Source organism: Microbacterium excoecariae (assembly GCF_011326725.1).
Taxonomy (GTDB): Bacteria; Actinomycetota; Actinomycetes; order Actinomycetales; family Microbacteriaceae; genus Microbacterium; species Microbacterium excoecariae.
The window spans coordinates 1,465,458-1,479,217 of sequence record NZ_JAANCO010000001.1; the positions used below are offsets into that span (position 1 = coordinate 1,465,458).

Sequence of the window (13,760 nt, forward strand, 5' to 3'; positions counted from 1 at the left end):
CGCCGCGGGGAGAATAAGCGCATGCTCCTCTCCGCGGCGATCGAGGCCTTCGTCTCGCACCTCACGGGCGTCAGGCGGCTGTCATCCGCGACCGCCCGGGCGTACCGCGCGGACCTGCGCGACCTGTGCGAGGCCGTGGGCGACACTCCCGTGGCGGAGGTCGACGTCGAGGACCTCCGCGAGTGGCTCTGGCGTGCGGCGACGCGCGGCGATGCGCGCTCCACGCTTGCCCGCCGCACCTCGAGCGCCCGGGGCCTGTTCCGGTGGCTCCTCGACGAAGGCAGGATCCCCGTCGATCCCACCGCTCGGCTCGTCACGCCCAAGAAGGGCCGCCCGCTCCCGCGCGTCGCGCCGGCGGACGGCCTCGCCGCCGTCCTCGACGACGCCGCAGCGCGGGCCGCCGCCGGGGGCCCGCTCGCGCTGCGCGACCACGCGATGCTTGAGCTGCTGTACGGATCCGGGATCCGCGTGGCTGAGCTGTGCGGCCTGGACCGCGGCGACATCGACGCGGGGCGCCGGACCGCGCGGGTCACGGGCAAGGGAGACAAGGACCGCGTGGTGCCGTACGGCGCCCCCGCGCAGCGCGCCCTGGACGCCTACCTCGTGCGCGCCCGCCCGGCGCTCGCGGCGCGGCGGGCGGACGCGTCGGGCGCCCTCTTCCTCGGGTCGCGCGGCGGCCGGCTGGGCGCGCGCGCCGTGTACGACGTCGTCTCGCGCGCGATCGGGCCGCTCGTGGGCTCCGCGGCCGTGGGCCCCCACGCCCTCCGCCACTCGGCGGCGACCCACCTGCTCGACGGGGGAGCCGACCTGCGCGCCGTGCAGGAGCTCCTCGGGCACGCCAGCCTCGGCACGACGCAGATCTACACGCACGTGTCGAGCGAGCGCCTCGCTGCGGCGTACCGGCTCGCGCACCCCCGCGCGTAGCGGTCCCTCAGCAGCAGGGCAGGAGCACGGGGCGTTCCGCGGCGCCCAGCAGCCCGAGGGGGTTGATGTAGGCCCCGTCGAGGCGCGCGCCGAGGTGCACGGTCCCTTCCTGCGCGTGGCCGCCGTCGGCGAGCTCGCCGATCTCCTGTCCGCGCGCGACGGTCGTGCCCGCGGGCGGAGCCCCGGCGACCGGCTCCAGGGTCGACACGAGCCCGTCACCGTGGTCGATCGTCACGAGCGGCCGGCCCGCGACGCTCCCGGAGAAGGCGACGACGCCGTCGGCGGGCGCGACGATCACACCGCCCGCGCCGAGGTCCACGCCGCGGTGGCCCGGGCCGTACGCGTGCGCGGGCGGCTCGTACGCGCGCACGACGACCCGGAGCCCGCCCGGCCAGGCCCAGGCGCCCGCGTCCGCCGTCGGCGACGCGTCGCTGACCGCGCTTTCGTCGCCCGGCGCGGCCCCGGCGGAGGGCACGGGAGACAGGGCCACGGCGATCGCCAGGAGGGCGATCGCGAGGCGCGCGCGGGGCGGGAGGAGGCGGGTCATGGCGACATCCTCCCGGCGATCGCGCGCCGCCGCCTGGGGGATCCGCCGTCGCGGGGACACCTGCGCGAAGAATGGCGCTGTGGACGCGCTGGCGGGCCCGAGGCGGCGCACCCGGGCGGGGGCCGGCCTGATACACTGGCGGGAGCACCCCGTCCTGCGGGGTGACTTCGCGTGCCTGATGCGGCTTCGGCCGTGGCGCATTCCCCTCGGTCCCTCCTTGCGGAGGGCGGGCGTGCGTGGGGCACCAGGATCGCCGACATCCGTCGGCAGTATCAACCGGAACAGGCGCGCTGCGCGCGCCCTAACGCAAGGAGAACGGCACATGGCCGTCGTTACCATTCGCCAGCTGCTCGACAGCGGCGTGCACTTCGGACACCAGACCCGCCGGTGGAACCCGAAGGTGAAGCGCTTCATCCTCACGGAGCGCAGCGGCATTCACATCATCGACCTGCAGCAGTCGCTGTCGTACATCGACCGCGCCTACGACTTCGTCAAGGAGACGGTCGCCCACGGCGGCACGATCCTCTTCGTCGGAACGAAGAAGCAGGCCCAGGAGGTGCTCGCCGAGCAGGCGACCCGCGTCGGTCAGCCCTACGTCAACGAGCGCTGGCTCGGCGGCCTCCTCACGAACTTCCAGACGGTCTCCAAGCGCCTTGCGCGCATGAAGGAGCTCGAGGAGCTCGACTTCGAGGACCCGGCCGGCACCGGCTTCACCAAGAAGGAGCTCCTCCTCAAGAAGCGCGAGCTCGACAAGCTCCACAAGTCGCTCGGGGGTATTCGTAACCTCACGAAGACCCCGTCGGCCCTGTGGGTTGTCGACGCCAAGCGCGAGCACCTCGCCATCGACGAGGCCCGCAAGCTCGGCATCCCGGTCATCGGCATCCTCGACACCAACGTCGACCCCGACGATCTCGCCTACCCGATTCCCGGCAACGACGACGCGATCCGCTCCGTCTCGCTGCTGACGCGCATCATCGCCGACGCCGCCGCCGAGGGGCTGCAGCAGAAGCACAACCCCGAGGGCGACCAGGCGGCCGAGCCGCTCGCCGAGTGGGAGCGCGAGCTGCTCGAGCAGGGCCAGGCCACCGAGGCTCCCGCCTCGGAGGAGGCCCCGGCCGAGGCCCCCGCGGCCGAGTGACCGCTTGAGGGCGGGCGCCGATCCCGGCGCCCGCCCTCGTCCGCGGCGACACCCGCGCCGCACCCCTTTTCACGATCGAACTTTCCGGTCCATCACCGACACCACAAGGGAAGCCACTCATGGCAAACGTCAGCATCGCCGACATCAAGACGCTGCGTGAGCAGCTCGGCACGGGCATGGTCGACACCAAGAAGGCGCTCGAGGAGGCCGAGGGAAACCTCGAGAAGGCCATCGAGATCCTCCGCCTCAAGGGCGCCAAGGGCAACGCGAAGCGCGCCGACCGCGCCGCGACCGAGGGCCTCGTCGCGGGCGTCGCCTCGGACGGCGCCGCCACGCTCATCGAGCTCGCGTGCGAGACCGACTTCGTCGCCAAGAACGACAAGTTCATCGCGCTCTCGGAGAAGGTCCTCGCGGCCGTCGCCGCGGCGGGCGCGAACGGCGTGGAGGCCGCTCTCCAGGCCGAGGTCGACGGCAAGACCGTCGAGCAGCTCATCGCGGACGAGGCCGCCATCATCGGCGAGAAGCTCGAGCTCCGCGGCGCGTCCACGCTCTCGGGCGACGCGTTCCAGATCTACCTGCACAAGACGAGCAAGGACCTGCCCCCGCAGGTCGGCGTGATCGTGGCATACTCGGGCGACGACGCGGAGACCGCGCGCTCCATCGCGCAGCACATCTCGTTCGCCGCGCCGCAGTACCTCACGCGCGACGAGGTCCCCGCGGACGTCGTTGAGAAGGAGCGCGAGATCGTCACGGAGATCTCCCGCAACGAGGGCAAGCCCGAGGCCGCCCTGCCGAAGATCGTCGAGGGCCGCGTCAACGCGTTCTTCAAGCAGGTCGTGCTCCTGGACCAGGCGTACGCGAAGGACAACAAGCTGTCGATCCAGAAGGTCGCGGACGACGCGGGCCTGACCGTGTCGGGCTTCGCCCGCTTCAAGGTCGGCGCCTGACGCCACGCGTCCCCCGAAGGGGCCCGGGATCCGCACGGCGGTCTCCCGGGCCCCTTCGCCGTCTGCGGGTTCCCCAGGAGCGCCGGGGGCGACTGCGATAGCGTGGGAGGCACCGCCTCGCCACCTTCGACAGGAAGCTGCCACCGTGACTCACGCCGCCCCCACCACCCCCCGCCGCCGCGTTCTCCTGAAGCTCTCGGGAGAAGCCTTCGGAGGGGGCCAGCTCGGCGTCGCGCCCGACGTGGTGGGGCAGATCGCGCGCGAGATCGCGGAGGCCGCCCAGGAGGTCGAGATCGCGATCGTCGTGGGCGGGGGCAACTTCTTCCGCGGGGCCGAGCTGTCCAAGAGCGGCATGGAGCGTTCCCGCGCCGACTACATGGGGATGCTCGGCACGGTGATGAACGCGCTCGCCCTGCAGGACTTCCTCGAGCAGGCGGGCACCGAGACGCGGGTGCAGTCCGCGATCGAGATGCGCCAGGTGGCCGAGCCCTATATCCCGCGCCGGGCCGAGCGCCACATGGAGAAGGGACGCGTCGTGATCTTCGGCGCGGGCGCGGGCCTGCCCTACTTCTCCACCGACACGGTCGCGGCCCAGCGGGCGCTCGAGATCCGGGCCACCGAGGTCCTCGTCGCGAAAAACGGCGTCGACGGCGTGTACACGGCGGACCCGCGCGTCGACGAGACGGCGAAGCGCCTGGACCACGTGACGTACGGCGAGGCCCTGGTCCAGGGCCTCAAGGTCGTCGACTCGACGGCGTTCAGCCTCTGCATGGACAACGGCATGAACATGCGCGTGTTCGGCATGGAGCCCGCGGGGAACGTCACGCGCGCGCGGCGTGGCCACCCTATGGGCACCCTGGTCCCGCGCTCCCCCCCGCGCGCCGGGGGGGGGCGCGCCCCGCCGCGCCGATAGAATCAACGAAGCATTAACGACGAATGGAGCCTTCCGTGATCGCCGACGTACTGGCCGAAGCCACCAGCCGCATGGACCGCGCTGTCGAGGCCGCGAAGGAGGACTTCGCCACCGTGCGCACGGGGCGCGCGAACCCGCAGATGTTCCAGCGCGTGCAGGTCGACTACTACGGCACGCCGACCCCGCTGCAGCAGCTCGCCTCGTTCGCGAACCCCGAGGCCCGCACGGTCGTCGTGACGCCCTACGACAAGTCGGCACTCAAGGCGATCGAGGACGCGATCCGCGACATGCCGAACCTCGGGGCGAACCCGACCAACGACGGCAACGTCGTGCGCGTCACGATGCCGGAGCTGACCGAGGAGCGCCGCAAGGAGTACGTCAAGCTCGTTCGCGGTAAGGCCGAGGACGCGCGCGTGCGCGTGCGCGGGATCCGCCGCCAGGTGAAGGACGACCTCGAGGCGCTGAAGGACGAGATCGGCGAGGACGACGTCGTGCGCGGCGAGAAGGACCTCGACCAGCTCACGAAGAAGCACGTCGACCTGATCGACGAGGCGCTCAAGCACAAGGAAGCCGAGCTTCTCGAGGTCTGATGCTGCCGGGCGTGGAGCAGGAGGGGGAGCGGCCGGGCGCACCGACCGTCGGTGAGTCGTGGCCGGCGCACGCCTCCCTCCACGATCGTGTCGACCGCGCACGCGACGAGGTCGAGCAGCGGATCGATCGGGCGCGCGACCAATTTGAGGCGACCAACGAGCGCATCAAGAAGCGCACGGGGCGCGACCTCGTGGCGGCGATCGCTGTCGGCGTCGCCGCCGGTGGCGCGGTCCTCGCGTCCCTGATCTTCGCGACGTGGGTCTTCGCCATCCTCGCGGTCGGCATCGCCGTGCTCGGCGTGTTCGAGTTCGGGCGCGCCCTGCAGGCGCGCGGTCGGCGGATCGACATCGTGCCGCAGGTGATCGGCGCCGTCGCGATCATCGCTGCCGCGTACTGGTTCTCGACAGCCGTGCACTGGACCTCGCTGTTCATCGCGTTGGCGCTCATCATCGTGTGGCGGGTGCTGGCGCAGATGACCGCGCGCGACGGGCGGGTATACGCGTCGATCTTCAGCGACATCATCGTGGGGTGCTTCGTCCCCCTCTACGTCCCGTTCCTCGCCAGCTCCGCGCTCGTGCTGGCGCGTCAGGAGCACGGCGGCATGTGGGTCATTGCCTTCCTGCTGGTGGTGGTGGTGGCCGACACCGGCGCGTACGCCACGGGGATGGCTTTCGGGCGCCACAAGCTCGCCCCACGGATCAGCCCCGGAAAGACGTGGGAGGGCTTCGCCGGCGCCGTGGCGATCTCCGGCGTCGTGGGCGCCGTGGCCTGCATCTTCCTCGTGGGGATTCCGTGGTGGGCTGGCGCGATCTTCGGCGTCGTGCTGGCGGGATCCGCGACGCTGGGCGACCTGGCCGAGTCCATGATCAAGCGCGATCTCGGCGTCAAGGACATGAGCTCGTGGCTCCCGGGGCACGGCGGCGTGCTCGATCGCCTCGACAGCATCCTCCCGTCGTCGGTCGTGGCCCTCGCGCTCTTCCAGTTCCTCGGACCCCTGGCGGCATGATGACGACCGACAAAACCTCGGACGCTCCCGCCGCTCCGTTTCCGCGGGCGGCGCGGGGCGCGCGCGGCTATGACCCGGCGTCGGTCGAGGATTTTCTCGCGCGCGCCCGCGAGAGCTTCGACGGCACGGATCCGTCGGTCCGGAGCGCCGACGTGCGACAGGCGTCGTTCCCCCTCGTCCGCGGCGGTTTCGACGTGCGCGTCGTCGACGGCGCCCTCGCTCGGCTCGAGGATGCGTTCGCCCAGCGCGAGCGCGAGGAATCGATCGCCGCGGACGGCGCGGACACCTGGATTGACGGCGCCCGGGAGGAGGCCAGGGAGCTGCTCGCGCGACTGAGCCGCCCCGCGGGCAGCCGGTTTCGGCGCGTGCCCTGGTTCCGCTCGGGGTACGCGGTCGCGGAGGTCGACATCGTCGCGGATCGCGTCGCCCGATACTTCTCCGACGGCGAGTACGTCGGCGTAGATCAGGTGCGCCAGGCGGCCTTTCATACCCAGCGCGGGGGCTACCGCGAGGACCAGGTCGACGCGGTGCTCGACGCGGTCGTCCGCGTGATTCTTGCGGTGCGCTGAGCGGGGTTTCTCGGCCAATGTGCCCGAAGGATTGTCACGTTCGGGTAACACTCGGGTAGTATCACGATCACTGTGACTCCTCCTCGCAAAGAATCCCAGCCCATGACGCGCCGCGAGGCGCGCTCCATCGAGCGATCGGCGATCGCGGAGGCCCGGCGCACCACGCGCGAGGTCGCCGTGCACCGGCGTCGCCGGGACGAGGGCCAGCGTTGGTCCGCTCGTCGGATTGCGGGCGCGGTGGTCGGGGGCGTCGCGGCGGCGGGCTTCCTCGCCGCCTCGCTGGCGCCGGTCGTGGGATCCCAGGTGGCGTCGGCGAGCCAGGACCCCGCCCAGACGACGTACGCGACGGCGGCCGACGAGGCCCAGCTGTTCGCGGCGTCCGAGAAGGGCGGATCCCTCGCCGCTCTGGCGACCGTGTCGTACGAGGCCGAGCTCCGCACACCCGAGCCCGAGCCTGAGCCCGAGGTCACGGCGGAGGTCGCGAGCGCGACCGAGAGCGTCGCGACCGAGGAGGCCGCGGCCGAGGAGACGGTCGCCGCCCCGATCGCGCTTCCCACGTATTCGGGCGGCGGGTCAAAGGAAGACTGGATGACGGCGGCCGGCATCGCCTCGTCCGATTGGGCCTACGTCGATTACATCGTGAGCGCCGAGAGCGGCTGGAACCCCAACGCGACCAACGCGTCGTCGGGCGCCTGCGGGCTCGTGCAGGCGCTGCCCTGCAGCAAGGTCCCGGGCAACGGCTACGACCCCGTGGACAACCTCGCCTGGGGCAGCGGCTACGCGGTCGGCCGGTACGGCAGCTGGGCCGCGGCCTACCAGTTCTGGGTCACGAACCACTGGTGGTGACGGGCGTCGATGGGCCGTTCACGCCGTCGCCCCCGGTCGCGGGAATCTTCCTCTGACGCCTCCTTCGAGCGCCTGCTGTCGGGGTGGCGCCGCACCGAGACCCGGCGCGGCAGCTCCTGGTCCGTGCAGCCCGTGGGCCCCGGCCGGTCGGAGAAGCCGTACACGTGTCCCGGGTGCCAAGGCGCGATCGCCGCGGGTGACGCGCACGTCGTCACCTGGCGCGAGGACGGGGTGCTCGGGGCCGCCGCCGACCTCGCGGCGCGCCGCCACTGGCACACGCACTGCTGGAACATCTTCTGATTCGAGGGGAGCCGACCGTGGAGATTCGCGGCGCCGCCGTCCTGCCCGCGCGACGTGAGGACATCGAGCTGCGCACGAGCGACGGGCTCACGCTCGTCGGGGAGCTCGCGCGCCCGGCCGACCGCGACCCCGTCGCGACCCTCGTGACGCTGCACCCGTTGCCGACGCACGGCGGCTTCATGGACTCGCACATCATCCGTAAGGCCGCCGCGCGCCTGCCCGCGCTCGCGGACCTTGCGGTCCTGCGCTTCAACACGCGCGGGACGGCGTCGCCCCGGGGCACGAGCGAGGGCGCCTTCGGCGAAGGCGTCGACGAGCGCGCCGACGTCCAGGCAGCGATGGCGTTCGTGGCCGAGCGCGGTCTGCCGTTGCCCTGGGTCGTCGGATGGTCCTTCGGCACCGAGCTCGCCCTGAAGTACGCGCGCGAGTATCGGATCGAGGGCGCGATCCTGCTTTCGCCTCCGCTCCACCGGGCGACGGACGCGGACGTCGCGGCGTGGGGCGGGGATCCGCGCCCGCTCATCGCGCTCGTGCCCGAGTTCGATGACTACCTTCGGCCCGCCGAGGCCCAGCGCCGCTTCGCGCCGTCGGGCGCGCAGGTCATCCCCGTGGAGGAGGGCAAGCACCTCTGGGTCGGGGAGAAGCAGACTACCCGCGTGCTGACCGAGATCGTCCGCGCCGTGAACCCGGGCGCGCTCCCACTTCCGACCGAGTGGCCGGACCCGCCCTCGCGTTAGCGCGCGTTCATCCGCGGGATGAGCACCTGGCGGTAGACGATCAGGATGCTCGCGGCGACCGGGATCGCGATGAGCGCGCCGAGCAGGCCGAGGAGTGCGCCGCCCGCGAGGGCCGCCACGACGACGACGCCACCCGGCACCTGCACGGCCCGGCTCATGATGCGCGGCGAGAGCACGTACGCCTCGATCTGCATGTACACGAGGTAATAGATCGCCGCGATGAGCGCCGTCGTCGTGTCCCCGACGCTCGGGAGGAGGCACACGAGGACGATGATCGTGGATCCCGTGATCGTCCCCACGAGCGGAATCATGGATCCGAAGAACGCGATCACCGCGAGCACCATGGGAAACGGCGCGCCGATGAGGGACAAGAAGACGGCGCTGATGGCGCCGTTGACGAGCGCGAGCGTGAGCTGGCCCATCACGTAGTAGCCGACGGAGTCGGTGATCTGCTCCGCGATATGGACGAACGTGTCGCGGCGCGAGGCTGGGACCATCTGGTAGATCGCGTTCTTCAGCGACGGCGTGGAGGCCGTCAGATAGATCGTCAGGATGAAGATGATCAGGGCGCCGAACAGGCCGTTCGCGACGCCGACGGTGACCGTGACGAGGCTCTCGCTGATCGAGAAGATGTTGTCCGTGAGCCAGTCGTTGAGCGCGGCGATGAGCACGGGCACGTCGAGGTTCGGGAGCGTGGCGTCGAGCCAGGTCTCGACGTCGGCCTGCCAGTCGGACCGATTCATGAGGAACGTGACGCCGCGCACGAGCTGCGAGATCTGCTCGACGAGGACGGGAAGCACGATGAGGAGGATCCCGGCGAACAGCCCGAAGACGATGACGAGCGCCACGATCACGGCCGCCCAGCGTGGGAAGCCGCGACGGGCGAGCCAGGAGACGACGGGGTCGAGGCCGAGCGAGAGGAACAGCGCCGTTCCGACGTACAGGATCACGGTCGAGAGGCTCTCGACGCTCTGCAGCAGGATGATCGCGAGGCCGACTCCGAGCGTCGCGAGGAATCCCAGCCGGAACGGGTTGTGGATCTTCATGACACTCCTGCGGCGACGTCGAGTCGGCGGCCGTGCGGCCTGCAAGGAGCGTACCGGCACGCGGCCGACCTCGCGTGCGGGGCGACAGCTCCCAGGTGTCGTCGTTAGTCTGAATCATCCGGGCTGCCGCGGCGTTCTGGCGCGGCGCGTGAACGAGGAGATTTGATCCGTGCGATTTGTGTGGGCGGTCGTCGCCTTCCTGGTGGCCGTTGCGCTCGTCGGGACCGGCGTAGCGCAGCTGACCGTGCTCAAGGGACCCGACTCGATCACGAGCGAGCTCGCGCCGGCCGACGACGCGCTCGCGTTTACGGTCGTGGACTCGGACGTGCTCGGGGAACACCCCGGCACGCCGACGATCACGATCTCGGCAGGTGCGGACACGGAGGTATTCGCCGCGTACGGCCGGACGGCCGACATCGACGCGTGGCTGTCTGACACGTCGTACAACCGGGCCACCCTCGCCGACGCGGACGACGTGGCGGAGGGCGAGTCCCGCATCGAGGTCGCTGCCGTGGAGGCCACGGGCGAGTTCGCGGACACCGGCGAGCGCTCCGGCTGGGACCCCCGTTCCTCCGACCTGTGGGTCGAGCGGATGACGGGCGAGGGCGAGCTCACCGAGCGGCTGACGCTCCCGGACGGAATGAGCATGCTCATCGCGACCGACGGCGAGGCGCCGGCGCCCGCCGAGGTGTCGCTCGCGTGGCGCACCGACGTGACGACGCCCTGGGCCGGGCCGCTGATCGCGCTCGGCGCCCTCGCGGCGCTCGTCGGCCTGGTGTTCTGGATCGCCGGCTTCGTGCACCTGCGCCGGCGCCGCGGGCCGCGCCGCAAGGGGCCGAAGCTTCCCCCGACTGCGCCCGCCCCGCCCGCCGTCGAGCCCGCGCCCGAGTCAGACGCCCCCGAGAGCGGATCCCGTGGATCCGGTACCCGCGCGCGCCGGCGCCTGCGGATCGCGGCGCCCGCCCTGGTCGTCTCGGCCGCGCTGCTCGCGGGCTGCTCGCCGACCGCGTGGCCCGACTTCGCCGAGGACGAGGCGGCGTCCGCGTCGCCCTCGGCCACGCCGGCACCGGAGCAGGCCACGCCCGCGATCACCGACGCCCAGGCCGCGCGCATCGTCGAGAGCATCTCGTCGACGGTCACGCGCGCGGACGAGGAGAACGACGCCGACGTCGCCGGGCGCCGCATGTCGGGCGCCGCGCTCGAGATGCGCGAGACGGCGTACGACGTGCGCTCGGACGTCAACGACTATCCGGTGCCCACGACGATCCCCGAGGGCCCCGTCAGCGTTCTCCTGCCGCAGGCGAACGACGGCTGGCCGCGCACGGCGCTCGTCGTCGTCGGCGAGGAGGAGGGCGAGGACGTCCCGACCATCCTCACGATGACCCAGGACAGCCCCTGGTCGCGGTATCGCGTGTCATACCTCGCCTCGATCGGGGCGAGCGTGGAGCTACCCGAGCTCGCGCCCGCATGGCTCGGCGCGGCGCTCGTGCCGCCGGACTCGTCGTTCCTGCAGATCGCGCCCCAGGACCTCGCCGCGGCCTACGCCGACGTCATCGGCAAGGGCGAGGACAGCGACTACGCCGCGCTGTTCGACCTGGAGGCGGATCCGTTCCGCCAGGCGCTCGCCGACAAGCGGTCCGCGACGCGGGACACCTTCAACGAGACCGCGGAGGGCACCGCCGAGATCTCGTTTGACGAGGCTGCGGGCGACACGGATCCGGTCTCGCTCGCCACGTTTAACAGCGGCGCGATCGTGGCCGTCTCGCTCGAGGACTCCGAGACCCTCCGCCCCACGAACGAGGACGGCGTCATCAAGGACCTCGCGCCCGAGATCGAGCACTTCGTGGGCGAGACCGAGACGGCGACCGGCCTGACGACGACCTATTCCAGCGAGCTGTTCTTCTTCGTGCCTGCGAAGGCCTCCGAGGAGCCGATCCGCGTGCTCGGCTACTCCTACGGCCTCGCCGGGTCGGAGCTGCTGCCCGAATGACCCCGCGAGTGCGGAAAAATAGCACCGCCCCCACCTCCGATTCACGAAGGGTGATCGATGTCTGACGCCTCCCTCGGATCCGCCCTGCGCGGCGCCGTTGACCTCTCCTCGCTGCGCAACCGCCCCGCGTCGCCGGCGCCCGGCCCCGCGTCGGGTGGCGCGGGAGCCGCCGGCGGGCCGGACGTCGTGATGGACGTCTCGGACGCGACGTTCGCGCAGGTGATGGATCTCTCCTCGCGCGTCCCGGTCGTCGTCGACATGTGGTCGTCCCGCTCCGAGGCGTCGGCTCAGCTGAGCCCCATCCTGGAGAAGGTGACGCGCGAGGTCGCCGGCCGCATCGTGCTCGCGCGGGTCGAGATCGACCACAATCCGCAGATCCAGCAGGCGTTCCAGGTCCAGTCGGTGCCCTCGGTCGTCGCGCTGGTCGGCGGAAGGCCCGTGCCGCTGTTCAACCAGGCGGTGCCGGAGGAGCAGGTGCGCGATCTGTTCGGCCAGCTCCTCGACGTCGCCGCGCAGGCGGGCGTGACGGGATCCGTCGACGTCGCGCCCGGTGCCGAGGCCCCCGAGCAGCCCGCCGAGCCGCCCCTGCCGCCCCTGCACCAGGAGGCCTTCGACGCGATCGGCCGCGGCGACTACCAGGCGGCGATCTCCGCGTACGAGCGCGCGCTGAAGGAGAACCCGCGCGACGACGAGGCGGCGGCGGGTCTCGGGCAGGTCCGCCTGCTCGACCGCACCGCCGGCGTCGACCTCCACGAGGCGCGCCGGGCCGCGGCCGAGGCGCCGGAGGACGTGTCGGCGCAGCTCGCCGTCGCCGACCTCGACGTCGCGGGCGGGCACGTGGAGGACGCGTTCGATCGCCTCCTCGACCTGTTCGCGCGCGTGGCGGGGGAGGACCGCGCGCCCGTGAAGGACCGCCTCGTGGAGCTCTTCGGCGTCGTCGGCCCGTCGGATCCGCGCGTCGTCCGCGCCCGCACGCGCCTCACGAGCCTGCTGTTCTAGGCGCGGCCGGAGGGCCCATGCGCGTCTATCTCGACCACGCCGCCACGACGACCCTGCGCCCCGAGGCGCGCGACGCGTGGCTCGGGGCGCACGAGATCGTCGGCAACCCCTCCTCCGTGCACGGCGCCGGCCAGAACGCGCGGCGCGCGCTCGAGGACGCGCGCGAGAGCCTCGCCGCCGTGCTCGGCTGCGACCCGATCGAGGTCGTGTTCACGTCGGGCGGCACCGAGTCGGTGAACCTCGCCGTCACGGGCCTGTGGCGCGCCCGGCGGCGCGGCGGCGCGATCGTGCTGCCGGACGGCGAGCACCACGCGACCCTCGACACCGTCGCCGAGCTCGAGCGCGCCGAGAGTGCGCGCGTCGTCGGGGTCGGGATCGACCGCGCGGGCAGGATCGACGCGGACGCGTTCGCCGCGGCGCTGTCCCCGGACGCGGCCGTGGCCACCGCGCTCGTGGCGAACAACGAGGTGGGAACGCTCAATGACGCGGCCCGCCTGGCGCGCGCGGCCGCCGCCGCCGCGGTGCCGCTACACCTCGACGCCGTCGCGGCGTTCGGCCAGCTGCGGGTCGACTTTGCCGGCCTGCGCGGCGACGCCCCCGCGGACGCGGGGCTCGTGGCCCTCAGCATCAGCGGGCACAAGGTCGGCGCCCCCGCGGGCACGGGCGCGCTCGTGGTCGCGCGCGGGGCTCGGCTGGCGCCGCTCCTGCACGGCGGATCCCCGCAGCGCGGGCTGCGCGCGGGCACGCAGGACGTCGCGGGGGCGGCGGCGCTGGCGGCCGCCGCGGCGGCGGCCGAGGGCGAGCGCGCGGCCCGATCCGAGCAGCACGTCGCCCTGAGGGGGCGGCTGGTGGCGCGCCTCGCCGAGGACCCGCGGATCCGTCTCCTGGGGGATCCGGAACGCCGCCTCCCCGGCAACGTCCACCTCTTCCTGCCGGGCGCGCCGGGGGAGTCGATGCTGTTCCTGCTGGACGCCGCGGGCGTGTCGGCGTCGACGGGGTCCGCGTGCCAGGCGGGCGTGACCGAGGCCTCGCACGTCGTCGCGGCGATGGGGCTGGACGAGGCGGACGCGCCGCGGCAGGTGCTGCGCCTGACGATGGGGCGCGACACCACCCCCGCCGAGATCGACCGCGCCGCCGAGGCGGTGCTGTACGCGTATCGCCGCCTGCGCCCCGCCGAGGATCCGGCCAGCGACGGGTCGTAGCATGG

The 13,760-nt window shown here is 72.5% G+C and carries 15 protein-coding genes; 13 read left to right on the forward strand and 2 right to left on the reverse strand.

Annotation, left to right across the window (positions count from 1 at the left end; genetic code table 11):
* The first annotated feature begins 21 nt into the window (after positions 1-21).
* Positions 22-924, forward strand: a complete 903-nt coding sequence (locus tag G8E01_RS06810; protein ID WP_166317639.1) for a tyrosine recombinase XerC — start codon at positions 22-24, stop codon at positions 922-924.
* Positions 925-931: 7 nt separating this feature from the next.
* On the opposite strand, the gene G8E01_RS06815 is transcribed toward G8E01_RS06810, so the two are convergent.
* Positions 932-1,471: a murein hydrolase activator EnvC family protein gene (locus tag G8E01_RS06815; protein WP_166317642.1), complete on the reverse strand. Its 540-nt coding sequence runs from the start codon at positions 1,469-1,471 to the stop codon at positions 932-934.
* A gap of 322 nt (positions 1,472-1,793) precedes the next feature.
* Between G8E01_RS06815 and rpsB the strand changes: the two genes are divergently transcribed.
* From rpsB to G8E01_RS06860, 9 genes are all read left to right on the forward strand, one after another.
* Positions 1,794-2,609 carry a 30S ribosomal protein S2 gene (gene rpsB / locus G8E01_RS06820; RefSeq protein WP_166317645.1) on the forward strand — a complete coding sequence of 272 codons (816 nt, stop codon included), beginning with the start codon at positions 1,794-1,796 and terminating at the stop codon, positions 2,607-2,609.
* A gap of 119 nt (positions 2,610-2,728) precedes the next feature.
* Positions 2,729-3,556 (forward strand): translation elongation factor Ts, encoded by an 828-nt coding sequence (gene tsf / locus G8E01_RS06825; protein ID WP_166317648.1) that lies wholly within the window; start codon positions 2,729-2,731, stop codon positions 3,554-3,556.
* A 145-nt stretch (positions 3,557-3,701) separates the two neighbouring features.
* Positions 3,702-4,469, forward strand: coding sequence for a UMP kinase (gene pyrH, locus G8E01_RS06830; RefSeq protein WP_166317651.1), 768 nt, complete (start codon positions 3,702-3,704; stop codon positions 4,467-4,469).
* A 35-nt stretch (positions 4,470-4,504) separates the two neighbouring features.
* Positions 4,505-5,059 (forward strand): ribosome recycling factor, encoded by a 555-nt coding sequence (gene frr, locus G8E01_RS06835; RefSeq protein ID WP_166317654.1) that lies wholly within the window; start codon positions 4,505-4,507, stop codon positions 5,057-5,059.
* Between the two features lie 11 nt (positions 5,060-5,070).
* Positions 5,071-6,066, forward strand: a complete 996-nt coding sequence (locus G8E01_RS06840; RefSeq protein ID WP_166317657.1) for a phosphatidate cytidylyltransferase — start codon at positions 5,071-5,073, stop codon at positions 6,064-6,066.
* A complete protein-coding gene (locus G8E01_RS06845; RefSeq protein ID WP_166317660.1) occupies positions 6,063-6,635 on the forward strand; it encodes a DivIVA domain-containing protein in 573 nt (190 codons plus the stop codon). The genes G8E01_RS06840 and G8E01_RS06845 overlap by 4 nt, the downstream gene beginning before the upstream one ends.
* A gap of 102 nt (positions 6,636-6,737) precedes the next feature.
* Positions 6,738-7,481 carry an aggregation-promoting factor C-terminal-like domain-containing protein gene (locus tag G8E01_RS06850; protein ID WP_166317663.1) on the forward strand — a complete coding sequence of 248 codons (744 nt, stop codon included), beginning with the start codon at positions 6,738-6,740 and terminating at the stop codon, positions 7,479-7,481.
* A 9-nt stretch (positions 7,482-7,490) separates the two neighbouring features.
* Positions 7,491-7,781 carry a hypothetical protein gene (locus G8E01_RS06855; protein WP_166317665.1) on the forward strand — a complete coding sequence of 97 codons (291 nt, stop codon included), beginning with the start codon at positions 7,491-7,493 and terminating at the stop codon, positions 7,779-7,781.
* 17 nt (positions 7,782-7,798) lie between these two features.
* A complete protein-coding gene (locus tag G8E01_RS06860; protein ID WP_166317668.1) occupies positions 7,799-8,518 on the forward strand; it encodes an alpha/beta hydrolase in 720 nt (239 codons plus the stop codon).
* On the opposite strand, the gene G8E01_RS06865 is transcribed toward G8E01_RS06860, so the two are convergent.
* Positions 8,515-9,564 (reverse strand): AI-2E family transporter, encoded by a 1,050-nt coding sequence (locus G8E01_RS06865; RefSeq protein ID WP_166317671.1) that lies wholly within the window; start codon positions 9,562-9,564, stop codon positions 8,515-8,517. The genes G8E01_RS06860 and G8E01_RS06865 overlap by 4 nt on opposite strands.
* A 169-nt stretch (positions 9,565-9,733) precedes the next feature.
* Between G8E01_RS06865 and G8E01_RS06870 the strand changes: the two genes are divergently transcribed.
* Genes G8E01_RS06870 through G8E01_RS06880 form a run of 3 tightly spaced genes read left to right on the forward strand, consistent with a single transcriptional unit; the run spans position 9,734 to position 13,755 of the window.
* Positions 9,734-11,554, forward strand: a complete 1,821-nt coding sequence (locus G8E01_RS06870) for a DUF8094 domain-containing protein (protein WP_166317674.1) — start codon at positions 9,734-9,736, stop codon at positions 11,552-11,554.
* A 57-nt stretch (positions 11,555-11,611) separates the two neighbouring features.
* Complete coding sequence (locus G8E01_RS06875) at positions 11,612-12,553, forward strand: tetratricopeptide repeat protein (protein ID WP_166317677.1); 942 nt, start codon at positions 11,612-11,614, stop codon at positions 12,551-12,553.
* A gap of 17 nt (positions 12,554-12,570) precedes the next feature.
* A complete protein-coding gene (locus G8E01_RS06880; RefSeq protein ID WP_166317680.1) occupies positions 12,571-13,755 on the forward strand; it encodes a cysteine desulfurase family protein in 1,185 nt (394 codons plus the stop codon).
* Positions 13,756-13,760 lie beyond the last annotated feature (5 nt).

What these genes read in the sequence shown, in the direction of transcription:
- G8E01_RS06810 (WP_166317639.1), top strand. Translation starts at nt 22, where the DNA reads ATGCTCCTCTCCGCGGCGATCGAGGCCTTCGTCTCGCACCTCACGGGC.
- G8E01_RS06815 (WP_166317642.1), bottom strand. Translation starts at nt 1,471, where the DNA reads ATGACCCGCCTCCTCCCGCCCCGCGCGCGCCTCGCGATCGCCCTCCTG.
- rpsB (WP_166317645.1), top strand. Translation starts at nt 1,794, where the DNA reads ATGGCCGTCGTTACCATTCGCCAGCTGCTCGACAGCGGCGTGCACTTC.
- tsf (WP_166317648.1), top strand. Translation starts at nt 2,729, where the DNA reads ATGGCAAACGTCAGCATCGCCGACATCAAGACGCTGCGTGAGCAGCTC.
- G8E01_RS06845 (WP_166317660.1), top strand. Translation starts at nt 6,063, where the DNA reads ATGATGACGACCGACAAAACCTCGGACGCTCCCGCCGCTCCGTTTCCG.
- G8E01_RS06850 (WP_166317663.1), top strand. Translation starts at nt 6,738, where the DNA reads ATGACGCGCCGCGAGGCGCGCTCCATCGAGCGATCGGCGATCGCGGAG.
- G8E01_RS06855 (WP_166317665.1), top strand. Translation starts at nt 7,491, where the DNA reads ATGGGCCGTTCACGCCGTCGCCCCCGGTCGCGGGAATCTTCCTCTGAC.
- G8E01_RS06865 (WP_166317671.1), bottom strand. Translation starts at nt 9,564, where the DNA reads ATGAAGATCCACAACCCGTTCCGGCTGGGATTCCTCGCGACGCTCGGA.
- G8E01_RS06875 (WP_166317677.1), top strand. Translation starts at nt 11,612, where the DNA reads ATGTCTGACGCCTCCCTCGGATCCGCCCTGCGCGGCGCCGTTGACCTC.
- G8E01_RS06880 (WP_166317680.1), top strand. Translation starts at nt 12,571, where the DNA reads ATGCGCGTCTATCTCGACCACGCCGCCACGACGACCCTGCGCCCCGAG.